Annotated in this window: 17 protein-coding genes and 4 pseudogenes; 16 read left to right on the top strand and 5 right to left on the bottom strand. The window is 65.7% G+C overall.

The annotated features are described in order from the left end of the window. Nucleotides 1-69: 69 nt before the first annotated feature. Nucleotides 70-1,041, bottom strand: a complete 972-nt coding sequence (locus VJT49_RS34260; RefSeq protein ID WP_324169142.1) for a cytochrome P450 — start codon at nt 1,039-1,041, stop codon at nt 70-72. A 340-nt stretch (nt 1,042-1,381) separates the two neighbouring features. Here VJT49_RS34260 and VJT49_RS35640 point away from each other — a divergent pair. After that, a pseudogene (locus tag VJT49_RS35640) lies at nt 1,382-1,648 on the top strand (DUF6444 domain-containing protein); the annotation flags it as partial. Between the two features lie 120 nt (nt 1,649-1,768). Here the strand turns inward: VJT49_RS35640 and VJT49_RS34250 are convergent. Continuing rightward, a complete protein-coding gene (locus tag VJT49_RS34250; protein ID WP_324169286.1) occupies nt 1,769-1,918 on the bottom strand; it encodes a hypothetical protein in 150 nt (49 codons plus the stop codon). Between the two features lie 11 nt (nt 1,919-1,929). Between VJT49_RS34250 and VJT49_RS34245 the strand changes: the two are divergent. The 3 genes and pseudogenes from VJT49_RS34245 to VJT49_RS34235 form a co-directional block, all read left to right on the top strand. Beyond that, nucleotides 1,930-2,115: pseudogene (locus tag VJT49_RS34245) on the top strand (IS66 family transposase); the annotation flags it as partial. Between the two features lie 23 nt (nt 2,116-2,138). Then, on the top strand, nt 2,139-2,825 hold the full coding sequence (locus VJT49_RS34240; RefSeq protein WP_422652946.1) for an IS66 family transposase: 687 nt from the start codon (nt 2,139-2,141) through the stop codon (nt 2,823-2,825). Between the two features lie 1,390 nt (nt 2,826-4,215). Beyond that, nucleotides 4,216-5,115 (top strand): DUF4231 domain-containing protein, encoded by a 900-nt coding sequence (locus VJT49_RS34235; RefSeq protein WP_324169140.1) that lies wholly within the window; start codon nt 4,216-4,218, stop codon nt 5,113-5,115. A 183-nt stretch (nt 5,116-5,298) separates the two neighbouring features. Here the strand turns inward: VJT49_RS34235 and VJT49_RS34230 are convergent, their stop codons facing one another. Then, nucleotides 5,299-5,475: a DUF6223 family protein gene (locus VJT49_RS34230; RefSeq protein ID WP_324169139.1), complete on the bottom strand. Its 177-nt coding sequence runs from the start codon at nt 5,473-5,475 to the stop codon at nt 5,299-5,301. After that, on the bottom strand, nt 5,454-5,576 hold the full coding sequence (locus VJT49_RS34225) for a DUF6223 family protein (protein ID WP_324169138.1): 123 nt from the start codon (nt 5,574-5,576) through the stop codon (nt 5,454-5,456). The genes VJT49_RS34230 and VJT49_RS34225 overlap by 22 nt, the downstream gene beginning before the upstream one ends. A gap of 339 nt (nt 5,577-5,915) precedes the next feature. Here VJT49_RS34225 and VJT49_RS34220 point away from each other — a divergent pair. Both VJT49_RS34220 and VJT49_RS34215 read left to right on the top strand, forming a co-directional pair. Beyond that, a pseudogene (locus VJT49_RS34220) lies at nt 5,916-6,599 on the top strand (histidine kinase dimerization/phosphoacceptor domain-containing protein); the annotation flags it as partial. Continuing rightward, a pseudogene (locus VJT49_RS34215) lies at nt 6,594-6,683 on the top strand (DNA-binding response regulator); the annotation flags it as partial. The pseudogenes VJT49_RS34220 and VJT49_RS34215, both read left to right, overlap by 6 nt. Before the next feature lie 972 nt (nt 6,684-7,655). Here VJT49_RS34215 and VJT49_RS34210 read toward each other — a convergent pair. Next, complete coding sequence (locus VJT49_RS34210; protein ID WP_324169137.1) at nt 7,656-7,913, bottom strand: DUF3311 domain-containing protein; 258 nt, start codon at nt 7,911-7,913, stop codon at nt 7,656-7,658. 167 nt (nt 7,914-8,080) lie between these two features. On the opposite strand from VJT49_RS34210, the gene VJT49_RS34205 reads away from it, so the two are divergent. The 10 genes from VJT49_RS34205 (at nt 8,081) to VJT49_RS34160 (ending at nt 18,480) form a co-directional block, all read left to right on the top strand. Further along, entirely contained in the window at nt 8,081-9,646 is a 1,566-nt protein-coding gene (locus tag VJT49_RS34205) for a sodium:solute symporter (RefSeq protein ID WP_324169136.1), read from the top strand. Next, on the top strand, nt 9,643-10,239 hold the full coding sequence (locus VJT49_RS34200) for a SigE family RNA polymerase sigma factor (RefSeq protein ID WP_324169135.1): 597 nt from the start codon (nt 9,643-9,645) through the stop codon (nt 10,237-10,239). The genes VJT49_RS34205 and VJT49_RS34200 overlap by 4 nt, the downstream gene beginning before the upstream one ends. Continuing rightward, nucleotides 10,236-10,550: a hypothetical protein gene (locus VJT49_RS34195; protein ID WP_324169134.1), complete on the top strand. Its 315-nt coding sequence runs from the start codon at nt 10,236-10,238 to the stop codon at nt 10,548-10,550. The genes VJT49_RS34200 and VJT49_RS34195 overlap by 4 nt, the downstream gene beginning before the upstream one ends. A 117-nt stretch (nt 10,551-10,667) precedes the next feature. Further along, complete coding sequence (locus tag VJT49_RS34190) at nt 10,668-12,317, top strand: lysine N(6)-hydroxylase/L-ornithine N(5)-oxygenase family protein (protein WP_324169133.1); 1,650 nt, start codon at nt 10,668-10,670, stop codon at nt 12,315-12,317. Next, on the top strand, nt 12,304-12,675 hold the full coding sequence (locus VJT49_RS34185) for a cupin domain-containing protein (protein ID WP_324169132.1): 372 nt from the start codon (nt 12,304-12,306) through the stop codon (nt 12,673-12,675). The genes VJT49_RS34190 and VJT49_RS34185 overlap by 14 nt, the downstream gene beginning before the upstream one ends. Continuing rightward, on the top strand, nt 12,662-13,771 hold the full coding sequence (locus VJT49_RS34180; RefSeq protein WP_324169131.1) for an FAD-dependent oxidoreductase: 1,110 nt from the start codon (nt 12,662-12,664) through the stop codon (nt 13,769-13,771). Before VJT49_RS34185 ends, VJT49_RS34180 begins: the two co-directional genes overlap by 14 nt. Beyond that, complete coding sequence (locus tag VJT49_RS34175; protein WP_324169130.1) at nt 13,768-15,396, top strand: methionine--tRNA ligase; 1,629 nt, start codon at nt 13,768-13,770, stop codon at nt 15,394-15,396. The genes VJT49_RS34180 and VJT49_RS34175 overlap by 4 nt, the downstream gene beginning before the upstream one ends. A gap of 26 nt (nt 15,397-15,422) precedes the next feature. Further along, nucleotides 15,423-16,607, top strand: coding sequence for an MFS transporter (locus tag VJT49_RS34170; protein WP_324169129.1), 1,185 nt, complete (start codon nt 15,423-15,425; stop codon nt 16,605-16,607). Then, a complete protein-coding gene (locus VJT49_RS34165) occupies nt 16,561-17,619 on the top strand; it encodes an AfsR/SARP family transcriptional regulator (protein WP_324169128.1) in 1,059 nt (352 codons plus the stop codon). The genes VJT49_RS34170 and VJT49_RS34165 overlap by 47 nt, the downstream gene beginning before the upstream one ends. 435 nt (nt 17,620-18,054) lie before the next feature. Then, complete coding sequence (locus tag VJT49_RS34160; protein ID WP_324169127.1) at nt 18,055-18,480, top strand: hypothetical protein; 426 nt, start codon at nt 18,055-18,057, stop codon at nt 18,478-18,480. Nucleotides 18,481-18,489 lie beyond the last annotated feature (9 nt).

Genomic DNA, 18,489 nt, shown 5'->3' with positions numbered 1-18,489 from the left:
CTTTGTCCCGGCATGCGGACGCCGGCCCAGAAAATTCGTGGGCCGTCGTGCTGTTCGATCGGGCGCTGTTCATGGCCGCAGGACCACCGGGAGACTCTTGAGCGTGTGACGGAAGGCGCTGGCATACCACACCAGTTCAGCCGGATCCGCCGCCAGTCGCAGTGCCGGAAAGCGTCGAAGAACAACCCGAAGCGCGGTCTCGGTCTGTTGCTGTGCGTAGCCGATCGCCGGGCAGCGATGTCGGCCGAGGCCAAAACCGAAATGGTCTTGTGGGCAGCGGGTCACGTCCAGGACGTCCGGGTCGGCAAAGTGGGTGTCGTCGTGATTGCCGGAGCCGAGCGCGAAAAAAACGACGTCGCCCGCCGCGATGTCCGCTCCGGCGAGGCGGAGATCCTCGGTGGCGATTCGAGCCGCCGACATGATAGTCGTAGCGTTGAGTCGAAGTAACTCGTCGATGGCAGGAGCGACCAGCAGGTCGTCATCAAGCAGCTTCTTCAGTTGGTTCGGGTTCGTCAGCAGATCATGGAAGCTGTTGACTACACAGTCGCAAATATTGGTGACCCACCGTAGAAGGATATACGTCGTGCTGGAGGCGACGTGCTCCTCGGTCGCTCCCGCGCCAGACGTGATCTTGGCAGCAAGCGCGGTGATCAGGTCTTCCTGCGGTTCGATTTGACGCTCGGTCAACAGCCCGGTGATCCGTCTGTGCATCTGTTTGAACACAGTTCTGTCGGTGTAACGATCGTCGTCGGACATGGCGTCGATCCGAAACCACTCGATGAAGTCGGCTCGGTCGTGTTCGGGAATCCCGGCCACTTCGCTCGCCACGCGAACCGCATAGGGCAACGCGAACTGGGACACCAGATCGACGGGAACTTCCGGGCGTGCGACAGAATCAAGAAGTGCGTTGGCTATCTCGGTGAACCGCTCACGCGGATTCCCGTTGGCAGGCGATCCAAGATGACGTGCTACCACCTCGCGTACGAGGGAGGCGAAGGAATCGTTCAGGGCCATGGTGTCGGACACGACTTCGCTTGTCACCTCGCCCATCTTTGCGTGCGCTCGCTTCGCAAACGCCTCGCCACTCTTGCTCAGTCGCAGATCAGTGAGCCCGGCTCGAATGGCGTCGTATCCAACGACCAGCCAGTTGGTGCCCCCACGACCTCGGACCTGGTGTACCGGGCCGTGTGAGCGCAATGTCCGATAGACACTATAGGGGTCTTGGAAGAAAGACCCATCCATCGGAACCTCGAAGGTATTCGTCTCCGCATTGTCACTCGACATCAGGAAAACACTCCAAGAGTTGTGAGAGCCGGTAACTGGTCAGGCCCTTTGACGCGTGGCGGGTTGATCTTCCGCCTGGTTCGTCGATCATGGTGTTGTGCCTGGCGATGTGCATCCGTCCGGTGAGGAGCTTGCTGCGGAGAACGCGCAGCTTCGGACGGTTGTGTCGGACTTCCGGGCGATGGTTGAGGTGTTGACGGCGCGGGTGGAGGCGATGGAAGCGGAGAACGCGGAGTTGAAGGGCCGGCTGGGGCAGAACAGCCGGAACTCGTCGAAGTTCCCTTCGTCGGACTCGCCGTTTGCCAAGCCCGCGCCGAAGTCGCCGCGCCGTAAGAGCGGCCATAAGCCGGGCGGTCAGCCGGGACATCCGGGGTCGCCGTTGGCGCTGGTTGGCAATCCGGACGAGCGGAGGCGGCACGAGCCCGGCCCCGGTACTGGATGCGGAGCGGACCTGGCCCGCGCCCGAGGTGGGTATCAAACGGCGTCAGGTGTTCGACCTGCCACCGATCACGGTGCGGGTGACCGGACACCAGCTCATCAGCCGCCGTTGCGCGGGTGGGACGACCACGCGCGGCACCGCACCCGAGGGCGTGGTCTCGCCAGTGCGGTACGGGCCGCGGATCACCGCGATCATCCTCTACCGGTATGTCGGGGGAGTTCCTGTCCGAGAAACGTACCGCCCAGGCGCTGGCCGAGCTGTTCGGTACCCCGGTCACCGCAGGCACCGTCGCGACCATGACCCGCCGCGCCGCCGACGGGCTGGAAAAGTTCCTCGACCAGGTCAAAGACCGCATCGCCGCCGCTGATATGGCCGGGTTCGACGAGACCGGCCTGCGGGTGGCGGGCAAGCCGCACTGGGTCCGCACCGACAAGTACACCCTGATCACCTGTCACCCCAAGCGCGGCAGCGACGGCATGGACAAGCGGGCGTCCTCGGCCGGTTCCGTGGCATGGTGGTGCACGACGCGTGGGCCCCCTACGACAGCTACATCAATGCCGAACACCAGCTCTGCTGCGCCCACGCCCAGCGTGAACTGGCTGCTGTCGCCGACACCGCCGCCCCTGAGCCGGACTGGTGCTGGACCACCCAGGCCGGCGACGCGCTCGTGGCCATGCAGAAACTGGCCGCCGAGGCGGTCGCCGCCGGTGCGGACGCCCTGGACCCCGAGGCCCTGGACAAGCAGGTCCGGCTCTACCACTCGGCTGCCGAGATGGGCATCATCTCCACCGCCGCGCGCAGCACCACGATGATGCGCAGGCACGACGCGCTCGCCCACCGGCTGCTCGACCGGCAAGACGACTACCTTCGATTCACCCGAGACTGGCGAATACCACCCGACAACAACGGATCCGAGCGAGACATCCGGATGATCAAGCTCCGGCAGAAGGTCTCCGGCTGTCTGCGCTCCCTCACCGGAGCCGAACAATTTCGCGCGATCCGCAGCTACCTCTCCACCGCCGCCGCGAAACACAGCCGCACCTTCTTTCACACCCTCGTCATGCTCGCCGAGAGCCACCCCGGGCTGCCCGCACATTCCTAATTACACCACCAGGACCTGACCAGTTACGAGAGCTGTTGGGTCCTGCCCGGCCGAAAGACCGGACAGGACCCCACGATCAACCAAGATTGGACCGGTGACTCACCAATGTATCCACGTCGGCTCCACGGGGCAGAGTCTCGATCACAGCGCTGTCCGGTTCCGCCAACGGGCCCCAGAAATTGTGGGAGGTCGTCACGGCAAACACCATGTTCCCGGTGTGGATCGAACAGTTAACCGGTCCCGGCGGCGCGATAAGCTTCTCAGCCGCCGCAGTGACATTCGACATCGGTTCTTCTCCTTCTTCTTTGGGCGATTAACGGTGCCGCCGTCAGCGTAGTTGACCTTGCCGACGACCGCATCAGCCGATCGGCCGAGTTGCTCGCACCCCTTCACTTCGCCGCATTTGAAATCTTATCCGCAATTATCGGAAAACGTCGCGAGCTTGTTGCCCGCGGTTCGGTGGACTGAGCTTGCGCGGCGTGGGCGTGGGCTTCTCACGGAGAGGCGCAGTTCTTCCAGCTACCCTCGTGGTCACCGCGGTCATCATCGTGACGCTCTTCGCGGGCGCGACCCCCGGGCACTGGGCTGTTCAGGTGCGCCGGATTCGGGTGTTCCTGCCGTCGCCGGGTGACGTCGGCGACGAGCGACGGCCAGCCGGTTCGTCGCCGTGGTCGGGACATCAGATCCGGTATGGCGACCGCCGAGACGTCGTCGAGTGTTTCCAGCCCGACCAGCCCGGACCGGTCCCCGAAACCACCCACGAGGTCCCCCGAGCCGGGTGTCGGCCACGGCGCCGTCGTCGGCCCGTACGACATGGCAGGACCGCCCACCGTTGGCGAAGAAACCGAACACCGCCTTACCGAGATAGCTGCCCGTCAACCGCCCGCCGAACCGCCGCTCGTAGTCGTCCCAGCGGTGGACCGGCCTCGGCAGATGCGCCGGCCCCGACTCAGTCAGCCCCACGAAAGCGGCCACCGAGTGTTCGGCGGTCCACCGCGGTGGGGAAATCTCGCCCGGCTCCACCGGCACCTCGACCCGACAGGTCACCCGTGGCGGCAGCGCTCGAACCTCCCGCTCCTCCACGTAGACGCCGGGACGAAGGTCGGTCGGCACGACGAAGTAGGCTAGCCGAGTTCGACCGAGACGCCAATGGCCTACGCCATGGGTGGTAGGGCACGCACGCCGCCGGGGGTGGGGAAAGGCAGGAACCGCGCTGGGCGCGCACTGTCTCACCGCGGCAACGGACTTTCGCGGACACTGGTCCCCTTGGGCGCTCCGAGCGGACCTACGCCGCAGCGGCGCGCACCGGGGTGCGGTAGACGAACGAAGTTGGGCCATCCACCGCCCGAATACTCCTTGCCATGTCGATCGCTGGAGGCAAGATACCCGCATGACAAGCGATTCCAGCTCAACCGCAGCCCTGACCATGCTGTGGCAGCGGCAGAGCGTGTGGTCCCAGGCCGCCGGGCGCATCAAGGCCGAAATAGGGCGAGCCCGGGTGGCCGTGCTGGTACTGACCATCACCGGCGCGGTCCTGGGCACCGCGTCGGCCCAGGTGATCCCGCACCACACCCCGGTCGGCCGCCTGCTTGCCGTGGCTTCCGCGGTGGCGCTGGCCGTCGCCGCATTTCTCGGGCGAACGACCAGCATCAGGCTGGTACGCGACTGGACCAGGACCCGCTCGGCCTCCGAGGCGATCAAGTCCGACGTCTACACCTACCTGGCCGGAGTGGCGCCCTTCCGCGACGCCCACCGGAACCGCATCCTCCTGGAGCGGCTGGAAAAACTAGGCGACAGCGTTGCCGACCTCGCCAAGTACACCGCCGGACTCACGCCCGTCGCCCGGCCACTTCCGGAGGTGTCCGATGTCGACTCCTACACCGGCGTCCGAGTACACGGCCAAATCGACGGCTACTACCGTCCCAAGGCTGCCCAGCTCACCCGCCGCCTTGCCGCGTTCCGGCGCGGTGAGGCGGCGCTGGCCGTGACCGCGGCCATCCTGGCGGCCGTGGTCGGCGTGCTCCCGGAGGCCGCGCTGACCGCGTGGATCGGTGTCCTCACCACGGCCGCGACCGCGCTGACCGCCCACGCCGCCGCTTCCCGCTACGAGTACCAACAGATCGAATTCACCCGCACGGCAGACGAACTGGAACGCCTCCTCGCCGCGCGAGCGGTCGCGCCTGGCGACGCCCGTGCCGACGACGATTTCGTCGCCCGGTGCGAACAGGTGATCTCCATCCAGAACGAAGGTTGGATGGCCAAACTGTCCACAGCGGACGACGGCTCCTGAGCAGACCGCGAGAGCGGGACGATTACGAAGACCTTCCTGTCCTACCGAAAGACTTCGTGCGACGACTGGCCACCGGCCTGGACCGGGATGACGTGGCTGAGGTCAGCTACCCGGACATGTGGCGAAGCGGTCTTCAGGCATACCCGAACGCGCTCGTGTTCGCTGGGTCAGCCGGTCAGCCGGTCAGCCGGGTGCGGCGGGAGCGGGCCAGAGCCAGCCCACCGAGGACCGCGCTGACCAGCAAAGCACCAGGACCAAGGCGCCACCGGCCACTCCGTTGCCGGTGCCGGGACCACCGTCGGCGGTGGCCAGGACCAGCTTGCCATTGACCACGCCGGTCAGCCCCGCCACCAGGGCCACGACGGCCCCCTTCGCCCGGTGCCGATGCCGATACGACCGGCGGAGCGGGCCAGGACCAGCCCGCCGATGACGACGCCGACCAGCGCCACCAGTGCAGCCACGCTGGCCCGGATTCGATCGGGGGTCCCGACGAAAGTATCGACGCCCTGGGTCGCGCATTCTGCCGGCGTCGCACAGACCTACGCGACCGCCGGTGCGGCAAGCGCGAACACGACGGACATGAGGTTCTCCTTCTCTTCCTACGACTGGACGTGTCTGATCATGTCCGCCCGGCCCCACCGCCGGTCGTCCCGCTGACGCGGACAATTCACGCTGCCGCCGGTGCCGTAGCCGACTGCCGAGGGCACGGCAAGAGCCGCGAAACCTACCGCGTGTGCGGTCGGCGGCTGATCATCCGCGCGCAGGAGTTGCCCGCGCGAACATCCGGCTGGGGTGCATGCATGAGCAGGGGGCGGATCGGCGTCAGAGCTTGGGCGATCGCCGTAGGCGTGGTGGCGACCCTGCTGGTCGCCGGGTTGTCCGGACAACACCCCTCGACCAATCTCGACCCGCTGGTTGTTGATAACCGGCGGCCTGTCGATGGTCGCGCGCCGCCGGGCGCCGGTCGCGGTGCTGGCCGTAACTGGCTTCTGCGCGCTGGGTTACCAAGCCGTCGGGTTCGACGTACCTGCCGTCGCCTATCTGTTCGCGGTGTACGCCACGGTGCGGGCGGGACACCGCATCGTCACGGTGGCGGGTTCGGTGATCATGCTGGCGGCTCTTCCGCACGTGATCCTGGCCTCACCCATGACCGGGCCGTGGGCGAGGCGCTCACGCAGTCTCGGGACGTCCTCCAACTGGCCTGGTTGATCGCCACCGGTGCGGCGGGGGGGAAGCGCTGAGACAGGCCGGGCGCCGGGCGAAACCGAGCGCACTCGCGAGGAGACCGCGCGGCGCCGCGCCAACGAAGGAACGGCTGTACATCGTGCGGGAGCTGCCCGATTCGCTCACCCACCAGATCTCGGTCATCAAGGTGCAGGCCGAAGTTCGCCGTCCACCTGACCCGCAAACGGGGCGAACAGGTGCCGGAAGCTTTGCTGGCCATCCGGGAGGCCGGTCGCGAGGCGGCCAGGGAACTGCGAGCCATGACCAAGCTCCCCGCCCGCGACCGCGCTCGACTCGTAGTCCTCGCCTACGAATCCGGCCTGGTCACCCCGCACAACTCCCGATCTCCGCGGTCCGGGTGCAGGCCCTGGTGGCATCGCTGCCCCCACTGCGACCGGAAACTCTCGCTTCAGCGTGTAAGCCGGTTCAGCGACACCGGTCTCGACGAAGCCACCCACAGCGGGGCGCCGACAATACTGCTGGACCTTCGGGAGCAGGTCGGGGACGCCTCGCCGGATGGAATGCGGCACTTACTGTCCCGGGCGGTGTGAGAACCGATGCGGTGCGCGACGATGGCGGGCGATCGCGGTGGAATATCCGGAATTCGAGGGCGCGATCCTGGTCGGCCACCACCCTACCCGGGCAGGCGAGGTGGTCCAGCACGTAGCCACGTAGCACGTCCCGCACGGTCAGCCACAAGAGCCCAGGTCACCTCGAGCGTTGGAACGCCCGAGGTGACCTGGACCGCAATTAGACGGCGACTTCGCAAGCCGCGATAATGTCGTCACTCGACATCCGCTCGATGCCATTCGGCGACAGGCCGCCTACACGGTTGTCGGGGCTGAAGCCGATGAGCGTCGCAGGCGTCGTAATGCACATGAAGACCACTTAAGCTGCCCCCGGGGCCTGCGCCCTCGCAATTTCCAGTGGTTTGATTGTTTTCACCGCGTTCTGGTTTGTCGCCATTTCGATGCGGTTCATTTCTTCTCCATATCCGCTCGTCTTCCCGGAGCGTCCCCAAACCTATCAATTCGGTCACAATTCCAGCATCGGTCGAATGCCGATTTGGGCTCTCCTGGCCGACAGCGCAGCCGGATCGTGAGATACTCGCATCCGGCAGATGCCCTTCGACTCGGCGATATGGAACCTTCGACAAGTCCCATCGTCCCAGGTCAAAGAGCACCCGACGCGTTACGACACCACCAATCCCACCATTCCACTGGTGCATCCAGGCTAAAAAATCTTCCTCTGTTCAGGTCTTGACAATCACTCGTGCGTCGGAATTTTCACCCGCTCGCGGGTGTCACCGGCAGGACCTACCTGCGCGACCGGCTGTCCGACGCCAGGTGCGAACGATTCCTGAGCAAATAGGCGGCCAGCAGCGCCAGGCTGCAGCCGGGTATCCAGGCGAACTGGTACCAGTAGAAGAAGGGAAACCCGCCCCAGCGCGGTGCCACGCGTGCGTACAGGGGCAGGGGCAGTAACGCGACGAACGGAAGCACGAGGCAGATTGTCCGCAGGACCAGTCGCAGGGTTCCCAGCCTGTCGCGCTCGCGGGATCCGGGTGACTTCACCTGGTCCTCCTTCCAGACGCCCGGCACCGGGACGCCTCTGCCCGAGCCTGTGGGAGAGTTGCCGGGCCGCCCGGAGTGGTTGACAGCGAACTGCGGCAATTTTCGCGGCGGTCTCCTGTCCTCGAAACAGCATACGCGCGCAACTGACAGATGGATGAACCCTCAGAGTGGATGGTGCCGTAGTGGTCGTGGCCTTTCTCTGCATCGTCGGCGGGATGACCCTGCTCGCGCTGACCGCGCGGCGCTTCCGCACCACCGACGAACTTCCCACTCTCGCGGATTGGGCACTGGCCGGCCGCACACTCGGCCCCGCCTGGAACTGGTCGCTGCTGGGCGGCACCATCTTCACCGCCTACACCTTCACGGCCGTGCCCAGCCTGGTTTACGGCACCGGCGCCATCGGTTTCTTCGCTCTCCCCTACACCGTGATCGTCTGCCCGATCGCCTTCGTCCTGCTACCCCGCCTGTCGTGGGCGGCACACCGACATCGCTTCGTTACCGTCTCCGACTACGTCCAGGGGCGGTACGGTTCGCCACTGCTGGCGCTGGTGATCGCACTCACCGGAATCCTCGCGACGATGCCGTATCTCGCGCTCCAACTGCTCGGCATCCAGGCCGTCCTGACCGCGGGCGGGCTGTCGCCGTCCGGTCCCGCCGGAGACTTCATCCTGGTCGCGGTGTTCGCCGGGCTGGCTGCCGCCACGTACCGGTACGGCCTGCGGGTGCCCACCGTGGTCTCGGCGGCCAAGGCGGTGGGAATCTTCGCGACCGCCGTCGTCCTGATCACGGTGGTCCTCGTCAGGCAAGGCGGCGCCGACGCCGTGTTCGAGAGCGCGGCACGTCACCTGGCCGCATTGGGACCCGGCGCCACCGCCGCCACCGTGGGGCCGGACCAGTACTGGGCTTTCACCACCCTCGCGCTCGGGTCGGCGCTTGCCCTCCTGATGTATCCGCACGTCCTCATCGCCGGCTTCGCCGCGTCGGGACCGGAAACCCTCCGGAAGGTGGTTATCGGCCTGCCCGCGTGGACCGCGGTACTCGGCATCTTCGCGCTACTCGGTCTCGCCGCACTCGCCGCCCGTATCCCTACCCCGCCAGGCAACGCCGTGGACGCGGTACCACAACTACTCGCGGCCGATCTGCCCGCGGTGGCCGCCGGCCTGGTCTTCGGCGTGATCGTGGTGGGTGCGCTCGTCCCTTTCGTGGTGATGTCGATCGGGGCGGGTGCATCCTTCGTTCGCAACGTCTATGTCGAGTACTTCCACCAGACGGCCACACCCAAGCGCCAGTTGCGCATCGCCAGGGCCGTCTCGCTCATCGCCGAAGCCGGCGCGGTCGCGTTCGTCCTTGGGCTGCGCCATCAGGCCGCCATCAACCTGCAGTTGCTCGGCGGGGTCTGGATCCTGCAGATCCTGCCGACCGTGGTCATTGGCCTGTACACCCGCAGGATGCACCACCTGGCCCTGCTCGGCGGCTGGGCCGTCGGCATGATGGCCGGCAGCGCGATGATCGTGCACGAGGGTTTCTCGCCCCTGGTGTCCTTAGGGTTCGGAGACCACCAGATCGAGTGTTACGCCGGGCTCGCCGCACTCGTCCTCAACCTCGCGGTGGCGGTGGTGCTGACCGCGCTCCTCGACCGTCTGGGAGCGCCGCGCAGGCCGGATATCACCGAACTACCGCCTCGTCTGAGATTCAGGTCGCACCACGAATCGACCGGAGGAGATCCTTCATGAAGCGAACACGTCCGAGCCCGACCGTGGTGCAGCCGGACGAGCCGCGGGCCGGACTGGAAAGCGTTCCCAGCGCCGAGATGACGTCGCCGTCCACGGAGACCTTCGATCTGCAGCGTGAGGCGGCGGTGTCCCGCTTGTTCGATCTCCACTACACGTCCATGCTCAGGCTCGCCGCGCTGCTCGGTGCGGACGACCCGGAAAACATCGTGGCCGAGGCCTATTATCAGCTCTACCGAAAGTGGCGCAAACTGCGCGCCTCCGATGCCGCGGCATCCTACCTGCGGTCGGTGGTCTGCAATCTGACCCGGATGCGCATCCGGCACCTGCAGGTTGCCCGCCGGTATCTCGAGCCTCCCCCTGACAACGTGGCGTCGGCGGAGAGTTCCGCGCTGCTTCACGATGACCAACAAGTCATGCTGGTCGCGCTGCGGAAGCTACCCCCACGGCAGCGGGAGGCACTGGTCTTGCGGCACTGGCTCGGTTTGCGGGAAAAGGAGATCGCCGAAGCCATGGGCATCTCGGTGGGTTCGGTCAAGACACACACCTCGCGCGGCATCGCCGCTCTGACCCAGGCAATGGAGGAACGTCGATGAACAACCCCGCCGACACCGAAGACCAGCTCCGTGATGCCTTCGAAGCTTTCGCGGCCGGGGTCCACCCCGCACCCGACGCCTACCGGCGCGCCCGGAGCGCATGGCGCCGGAGCGAGCGGCGTCGCCGACTGATCCTCGCGGTCGTGATCGCGGTCGTCTTTTCCCTGTCCGTCCTGATCGGGCTGTGGGTCCTCAACCGGGCGGCGTCCACCTCGCCCGTACTCTTCACCGGATGGCTGGCCCCCCACCACGGGGAAGTGATCACCAACCCGGCAAGCAGTGGTCAGACGTGGTTGATGATCTCTCCGTGAGACGGCTTCTGCCCACGCGGAATGCACGGGCAGCGGTGCCGATCGCGGCAGGATGACAGATATTTACGCATACCCGCCGGAATTTTGACACAAGCGGAGTTCCGACGGTTCTTCCGCATGCACAAAATCATGAAGAATCAATCAGTTTCTCCCAAAAATTTCCTCTCGAAGGAGAACTTGATGCCATACTTCCCGACGTCCGATCGGGCTTACGGCAGACTCATCCGCACTTCACGAAATCAGTTCCACAGTTCACAAGAACCCCTGGACACCGCGGCCGTCACAATTAATGTCAATACACGGGACAACTCGAACCACGACCTCCCGCGGTCCGACTGTCGGTTTTCCCACCAAGCACCACAAGGAGGTGACGTGCTTAACGCATTGACCGCCGGTTCGACCAGGCGACGAGACAAGGAGTCGAATCGAAACCAGGACAGGCCACTCAGTTTCGCCGGCATCGGCATCGGCCCGGCAAACCTCAGCCTGGCGGCACTGAGCGAGCCGCTGCCGGACCTGACCTACGAGTTCTTCGACCGACGGCCCGAATTCACATGGCATCCGGGCCTGAATTTTCCGGGCACGACCATCCAGGTGTCCTTCCTGAAAGACCTGGTGACGCTCGTCGACCCGACCAGCCCCTACTCGTTTCTCTCGTTCCTCGTCGCGAAAAACCGACTTTACAGGTTTCTCACGGCGAACTTTCCAGGCGTCCTCCGCGCGGAGTACGACCAATACTTCCGCTGGGCGAGCACCTTGGTACCCGGACTCAATTTCGGACACGAGGTCACCGCGGTCGACTTCGACGAGCGGTACCAGGAGTTCCGCATCGAGACGACTCGCGGGCACTTCACGGCCGAAAACCTGGTGCTGGGCACCGGGCTTCCCCCGGCGGTTCCCGAAGCGTGCCTGCCGCATCTCGGCGAACAGGTTTTCCACGCCAGCGAGTTCACGCAGCGCAAGCCACCTACCCGAGGACGGGACGTCGTCGTACTGGGCGGTGGGCAAACGGGCGCGGAAGTCTTCCTCACCCTGTTACGGGACGGCCGCGCGAGGCCGCGCAGGACGACCTGGATCACGCGGCGAGCCAACTTCCTGCCACTGGACGACTCCCCGTTCACGAACGAGCTCTTCTTCCCGAACTTCGCACAGTACTTTCACGGGGAGACCGGGACCCGGAAGGCCCGGTTACTGAACGACCAAAAACTGGCTAGTGACGGAATCAGCATATCCACCCTGGAGGAAATATACCGGGAATTATACACGATGGAATGTGTCCAGGGCAACGGCGACTTCTACCGACTTCTTCCGGAAAGCGAGCTGGTCGGCCTGGAACGCGACGCGGACAAGCTGGTCGTCACCACCCAGAGCGCGGCCTGCGGCGTTACTCGCTCCATGGTGGCCGACACGCTGATTCTCTGCACCGGATACGAGTACCGGCCGCCGGAATTCCTGGCGCCCCTGCTGTCCAGGATATGCCTGCCCGGAGGACGATTCAAGATCTCGGACGACTATTCGCTGGACTGGGACGGCCCGCCGGGTTCCAGGATCTACGTCCAGAACGCCGGGCGGCATGAATGGGGCGCTGCCGACCCCAACCTGAGCCTTTTGTCCTGGCGCAGCGCGACCATCATCAACAGTCTTGTCGAATACCGCAGGTACGACACTGGGAAAACGAGTTCCGCCCTGCGTTTCGGCGACAAACCAGAGCAATCGGCCTGGCCAGCCGAATACTTTTCCGGAGAGCGGTTCGATGAATTCATCTGAGTTTACCCACGCCCGAGTAGCCGGCGGGGCGAGTTTCGGCGAGCCCGAGGTTTTCCCGACCGGGCTCTCGGTGGAGCCGGTTGAATTCCGCGACGACACTGGTTTCCGGCTTCCATTCAAGGCTTCCCGCTTCACGGTCGTGCCAGGTGGCTGCACGCCACCGGACACCCACGCCGTCGCCGAATGCTGGTTCGTCGTGTCCGGCGACGCTCACCTTGTGTACGACAACCAGGAAATCTCGCTGCGACATGGCGACATCTTCACCTTCGCCCCCCACAAGACGCATCAAGCGTTCAATGACGGCGACCGCGATCTGGTCGTCTTCTCCACGTGGTGGGATGTCGATGGCCGGCCCTGACTTCGACCTCGTGGTGGTCGGCGCCGGTGTGCTGGGGGCGGCCACGGCGCGTCTGGCAACCCTTTACCACCCGGACTGGCGTCTACTGGTCGTTGATCGCGGCTTCGCCGGCGGAGCCGCGAGTCGCGTCTCAGCCGGCTTGGATGTCCCGTTGGCACGTAACGCCACGCAGCGTGACCTGGTGCGGCGGAGCAACGAAGCGTGGGGAACGCTGCGACTGGGGACCCCTGGCCTGGACACCCCGGTGGTTGACACCTACTGGATCGTCGGCGACCACCATGTCGACGATCTCCGGGACAGGATTGTGGACGGATCGGTCGGACCCGCCACCGCCCACGAACGGGAGCGTCTCGAAGCCGTCTTCGGCCGGATAGTCCTCGCTTCCGGTGAGACGGTTTTCCGGTCGTACGGCAGCCGCTACGGTTCGCCCGCCGCGGTGGCCAGGGCGATGCTCAAGGCCTGCTTCTCGCCCACACGCCTGTGCTGGGAGGGCACGCACGTGGAGAAGTACGAACGGAACGCACGCGGGTTCACTCTGCGATGCCGGGATGGCAGGACCATTCACGGCGCCAGGTTGGTCGTCGCGCCCGGCCCGTGGATCACGTCGGCCCCGTGGGCGCGGGCCGGCCTGCTCGAGCACGTCCGGATCAAGAAGGTGGCCGCGCTACACGTGGAACGAGTTCCGGAAGCGGGTTCACCGGTACTGATGTTCTTCGAACACGACGCCTTCCTGCTGCCGCGGACCGATGAGCGGAGGTGGATCCTCAGCTTCGCCTCCGACGACTGGGACTGCCCGCCCGAACCGTCCCGCCTGGCGATCAGCAGCGCCGACCGGGCCAAGGCCCTGTCCGTCGTCAACCGCTACGTACCCAGTTTCGCCGAACACCTCCACAGTGGACGCGTCTTCTGCGATGCCTACGCGCCCGACCGGACGCCGGTCGTGGCGCCTCTGGATGGGCCGGCAACCGCACTGGTGGGGGCTTCCTCCGGTTCCGGCTACCGCTTCGCACCAGGTCTCGCCGACCAGGCACTCGAACTGATCGGCGCCCACCCCACACCCACCCCGACCGGCCCGCAAGGAGAGGCTGGACCATGATGTTCCCCACCGGATCGGACACCACCGCGCGGCGGCATCTCCTGATCCCCATCATGCCGACTCCGAACGGCCGCTTCCACCTCGGCCACATCGCAGGTCCCTACCTGAAGATGGACCTCATCGCCCGCCATCTGCGGCGCCGGGGAGACCAGGCGTGGATCATCACCGGCACGGACAGCTACGAGTCGTACGTGTTGCGCCGGGCCGAGGAGCAGAATCGCGACCCGGTGGAGGTGTGCACTGACTATCACAAGCTCATCGAGTGCGACCTCGCGGCCCTCGACATCGAACTCGACGCCTTCATTTCACCGGTGAGCAGCTCAGCATGCGCCACCTACCGGGAACTGCACCACGAGTGGGTACGCCGGATGGAGCGGTCCAACGGCGTGGTCGCCGTCACCGAGCGGCTTCCCTTCGACGCGGTCACAAACCGGTACGCCGGCGGATGCTGGCTTTCCGGCCGGTGTCCGGACTGTGCCTCGCCCGTCACCAGCTATTTCTGTGAGGACTGCGGCACGCATTTCCGTCCGGAGGAGCTGCTCGAACCACAGGGGAGGAAGGCCGAAGATCCCCTGCTCTGGCGGCCGGTCACCAGCCTCTTCCTCCGCCTTCCCGAACCGGTTACGATACTGGCCCACCTCGAACGAATGGCCGTCCCGGCACGGTTCCGCGCCATCGCCGAGCGATTCCTGACCCGCAACAGACGGCTGCTGCGGCTCAGTGTGCCCGGTGATTGGGGCGTTCCGCTCACGCCCGATGGCGGGGGACCGAGGTCACTTTTCTCCTACACCGGCCTCCTGCCCTACTCGCTGTTGTGCGGCGATCTCCACGCCGACCTCACCCACGCCGGCAGCAGTGCTTTCGCGGCGGGGTCCGATGTCGTGACGGTGTCGAGCTTCGGGATCGACAACACCATTCCGATGCTGGTCGGCGCGATCGGCGGTGCCCTGCTGGACCCCACGTCCAAACCCTTCGACCATTTTCTCGTCAACCATTTCTACCAGCTGGAGGGTGAGAAGTTCTCCACGAGCCGCGACCATGCCATCTGGGTGTCCGATATCGTCGCCCAACCGAGAATAGTAACAGACGCGATTCGCTATTACCTCGCGAAGGTAAGCCCCGACAGCCAGACTCGCAGCCTGGACGTGCAGGACTTCGTCAATACCGTGAACAGCGACCTGGCCGGCGGGATCAGCCGGTCCACCGGGATCGCTGTCGAGCGGCTTCGTGACCTCGCCGGGGAGCCCGGACCTCCACCGTACAACCTGCTCCAGCGCCTCGAGTCCGCGGCCCGCGAGCAGGCGAAAGCGTTCGAGTACACCAGCTTCTCATCCGCCGACGCGGTCGCTGTTCTCCTCGCGTGGTCGAGCGAAGTGGCCGCGGTTCGCTCCGGAACCGACGCTTACTGGTGGCTGAAGGGACTGGCGCTGCTGGTCTGGCCCGTCATGCCGCGCTTCGGCGGCGCAGTGTGGGATCTCCTCGGCGGTCACGGCGAACCGGCCGTTTCCCGATTTTCCGTCCCGTCCGTGCCGGACTGGAGCCGGCCCGCTCCCGGCTTCGGCGTGATCTCCAGGGCGGACCTCGACCCGTGCCTCCCCCGGGCACTCCGAACGGTGCCACAGTGAACATCCGCCGCACAAGGAATGGGAAAATGTACCTTTCACGCGAACGCCCCGTTGCCAGCCGAAACCTGGTTGCCCTGCTCTACTCCGGATCGCTGAGCATAGCCATCGCGTACGGGTTTCTCCTTCTGCTTCCGGCCTACCTCAAGTACATCGGGGGTGACGAGGCCGAAGCCGGGCGAATCCTCGCCTGCGGTGCCGTGGGCGCCATCGTGGCCGTCGCACTCACCGGGCGGTTCTGCGAACGGGTCGGGCCGAGCGCCGCGGCCGCGACCGGTTCCGCGGTCTACGCCCTGGGCACCGGCGCGATATGCCTGAGCTCCCAGGTATCCGCGTACCTCTACCTGGCCGGGGTGCTGCTGGGTGTCGGCTGGGCGCTGTTCTTCACGGCCGCACCCATCGCGCTCTCCACCTTCGTGCCCGGCGATGCGCGAGGCAGATATTTCAGTGTCCTGGCGGGCTTCAACGCACTGGGCATGGGTTTGGCTCCCGTCCTCGGCGACTACCTCCGATCAGTCTCGGTGCCCTATTCGACGATCTTCCTGGCCGCCACCGTGCTCAACGTCGCTTCAACGCTGTTCTTCCTGCTGCTCGCCCGGAAGTTCGACGGATCCTGGCCGCGCTCCCGGCCCGGTCAAGGCACCGTGCTCGGGCCGTGGCGCACGGTCCTGGCATCACCGGCAAGGCCGTTCTTCGTGATGGTCTTTCTCGGCGCCTGCGTCTTCACCGCGATGCAGTCGTTCAACTCCACCTACGCGGCCAGCCGCGGGCTGAGCTACTCGATCTTCTACGGCGCGTACACCCTGGGCGTGATCGTGCCAAGGTTCACCGTCAGCGGCTTCATCGCCCGCCAAAACCCACACAGGACGACCATCGTGCTGCTCGCTCTGATGTGCCTGTCCGTGGCCGGTTTCCTCGCCGTGAACGGAAACCCGCTGGTCTACGGGTTCAGCTCCGCGTTGCTCGGCATGAGCTACGGGCTGGTCTACCCGCTCATCCAGGCCCAGGCTGTCGCCGTCTCCGAGGCCGATGTCGAGCACTGGGTGCTGTCCTACTTCAGCCTCGCCTATTTCGCCGCGGTATTCGGTTTTCCGTTGGTGGCCGGTGCCGTCATCGTGCACTGGGGATACCAGACCATGTTCGGCCTGCTCGTGGCGATCGCCTTGGGTGAACTCACAGTCGCGATCCGGCAGTCCGTCCGCAAACCGGCTTGAGCGCGAAACGGCCAGCCGCCTTTCCACTCGATCGGCTCCGCCGTCTTCGGAAATTCCCGGTATCGCCACGGATTTCCCCCTACGCTGGAGGATGCCTCGAAATCGGCTTGACTTCTGGCAATCATTTCGAGCGTACTTCCCATCACGATTGACAGGTGACCAGATGATGGACATTTTCGTACTCGGACCACTGCAACTCCGCCTGCGGGCGAAGCCGGCGACACCGACCGCACGAAAACACCGCCAGCTGTTGTCATTGCTGCTGCTCAACGCAGGCCACACGGTAAACGTGGAGGACCTCATCCGAGGGCTGTGGGACGACACGCCGCCGCGCAGCGCACATATCACCCTTCAGACCTACATCGCACACCTCCGCAAGCAGATCGCGAATGGCCTGGACGTCGATATGAACGCAGCCAAAGAGATTCTGGTCACGACAGGCAGCGGCTACCTGCTCCAGTCGCCGGTGGGCTACTTCGACCTGCAGGAGTACCGCGGCCTCCGTCGCGACGGGGCCAAGCTGCTCGCCTCCGGCACGCCCGCGCAGGCGTTCGAGTCGCTGCGAAAGGCGCTTTCACACTGGCGCGGCCGCGCACTCGCCGACGTCCAGCCATCCCGCGTGCTGGCGGCCGAAATCGACAGGCTGGAGGAATCCAAACTGCGCACGGTCGAGGAATATCTGGACTTCGCCCTTCGCCTGGGCCGGAATCGTGAGCACCTCGATGAGCTGTCCGATCTGTGTGTCGCCCATCCGTTGAACGAGAACTTCCATCTCGCGAACATGGTGGCGCTGTACCGGTGCAACCTGCGGGCCGACGCGCTGCGGACGTTCCGCCGGCTCTGGGACACGACCGTGAATCAACTGGGTCTGGAACCGACGACGGTCATCCAGCGGGTGCACGACGCCATCCTGCACTCGGACGACGAACTGCTGTGGGTCAGCATGGACAATCCGTTCGGTGTCGGCCCGTTCATCCGCGCCAGCACGCCGGACCGGGCTCTGGCGCGGTGATGCAGATCACGAGGTCAACGTGACCGGGAGGTCGCGCGAAACGGTACCAGCACTGTCAGGGTTCTTCGCCGGCTTCTTCTCCCACGGTGCATCCGACGACGGGGCACGTGGCCGGAAGGGATCTTACCCTCCGGCTCTCAGAACCGGGCGTGAACCTCTCGATTCACCCGGCTCCCACCATCCAACCCTACGGCGGGTTTGGTTTTCCGGTCGGTGTTCCGGACGAGGGTGAGGCGAACGGTGTCGGTGCGCCATGTGCCGTGCCAGAGGCAGACCTGCTCGCTGAGCTGCATGGTGGCCGTGGTGCCGTAACGGCGCGCGGGCACCGACCGCCAGTTCGCTTTCCCGGCGATCTGTGCCGGTGTGCCGATCCGGTCGCCGTTGAGCCGGGACCTGCCCCGTTTCCCGGTGCGTGCGGGGGGTCCTGGTCATGTCGTGGACGAGCCCGGCGAAGGCGCCGCAACCATAGGCTATGTCGGCCACGACATGGATGACGCGGTCGGCGAAGTGCTCGGCGACGGCGTCGACGAGATCGCGGGCCAGGTCCGGCTTGGAGCGGCCTCCCTTGACCGCCAGCGCCGCCAGCACCGGCAACGCGATCGGGCGGGCCAGGAACGGCGGCCACACCACGAGCGCGGCGACGACCCAGTTGTTACCGAAGCCCAGCTTCGTTTTTCCCGCGGCCGAGCCGTCATGAAACCAGCTCGCGGCGTGAACTTTCTTGCCCCGGCGGCGGAAAAGGGTGTCACCGATCGCGATCGGCGCGCCCGTGGCCAGCAGCCAGGACACTCCGGCCAGCGCCAGATCAACCTACCGTGGATCCCCGCGTGCGGCGGAAAAAAGCGACGCGCGCGAGCGTGATGCCACACG

It is taken from the genome of Amycolatopsis sp., from assembly GCF_035276945.1.
Lineage (GTDB): Bacteria > Actinomycetota > Actinomycetes > Mycobacteriales > Pseudonocardiaceae > Amycolatopsis_E.
Note: the sequence above shows the minus strand (reverse complement) of the source record. Positions and strands in the feature narration are given on the sequence as shown.

What these genes read in the sequence shown, in the direction of transcription:
- VJT49_RS34200 (WP_324169135.1), top strand. Translation starts at nt 9,643, where the DNA reads ATGAAGCGAACACGTCCGAGCCCGACCGTGGTGCAGCCGGACGAGCCG.
- VJT49_RS34195 (WP_324169134.1), top strand. Translation starts at nt 10,236, where the DNA reads ATGAACAACCCCGCCGACACCGAAGACCAGCTCCGTGATGCCTTCGAA.
- VJT49_RS34175 (WP_324169130.1), top strand. Translation starts at nt 13,768, where the DNA reads ATGATGTTCCCCACCGGATCGGACACCACCGCGCGGCGGCATCTCCTG.
- VJT49_RS34170 (WP_324169129.1), top strand. Translation starts at nt 15,423, where the DNA reads ATGTACCTTTCACGCGAACGCCCCGTTGCCAGCCGAAACCTGGTTGCC.
- VJT49_RS34235 (WP_324169140.1), top strand. Translation starts at nt 4,216, where the DNA reads ATGACAAGCGATTCCAGCTCAACCGCAGCCCTGACCATGCTGTGGCAG.
- VJT49_RS34250 (WP_324169286.1), bottom strand. Translation starts at nt 1,918, where the DNA reads ATGATCGCGGTGATCCGCGGCCCGTACCGCACTGGCGAGACCACGCCC.
- VJT49_RS34180 (WP_324169131.1), top strand. Translation starts at nt 12,662, where the DNA reads ATGGCCGGCCCTGACTTCGACCTCGTGGTGGTCGGCGCCGGTGTGCTG.
- VJT49_RS34185 (WP_324169132.1), top strand. Translation starts at nt 12,304, where the DNA reads ATGAATTCATCTGAGTTTACCCACGCCCGAGTAGCCGGCGGGGCGAGT.
- VJT49_RS34190 (WP_324169133.1), top strand. Translation starts at nt 10,668, where the DNA reads ATGCACAAAATCATGAAGAATCAATCAGTTTCTCCCAAAAATTTCCTC.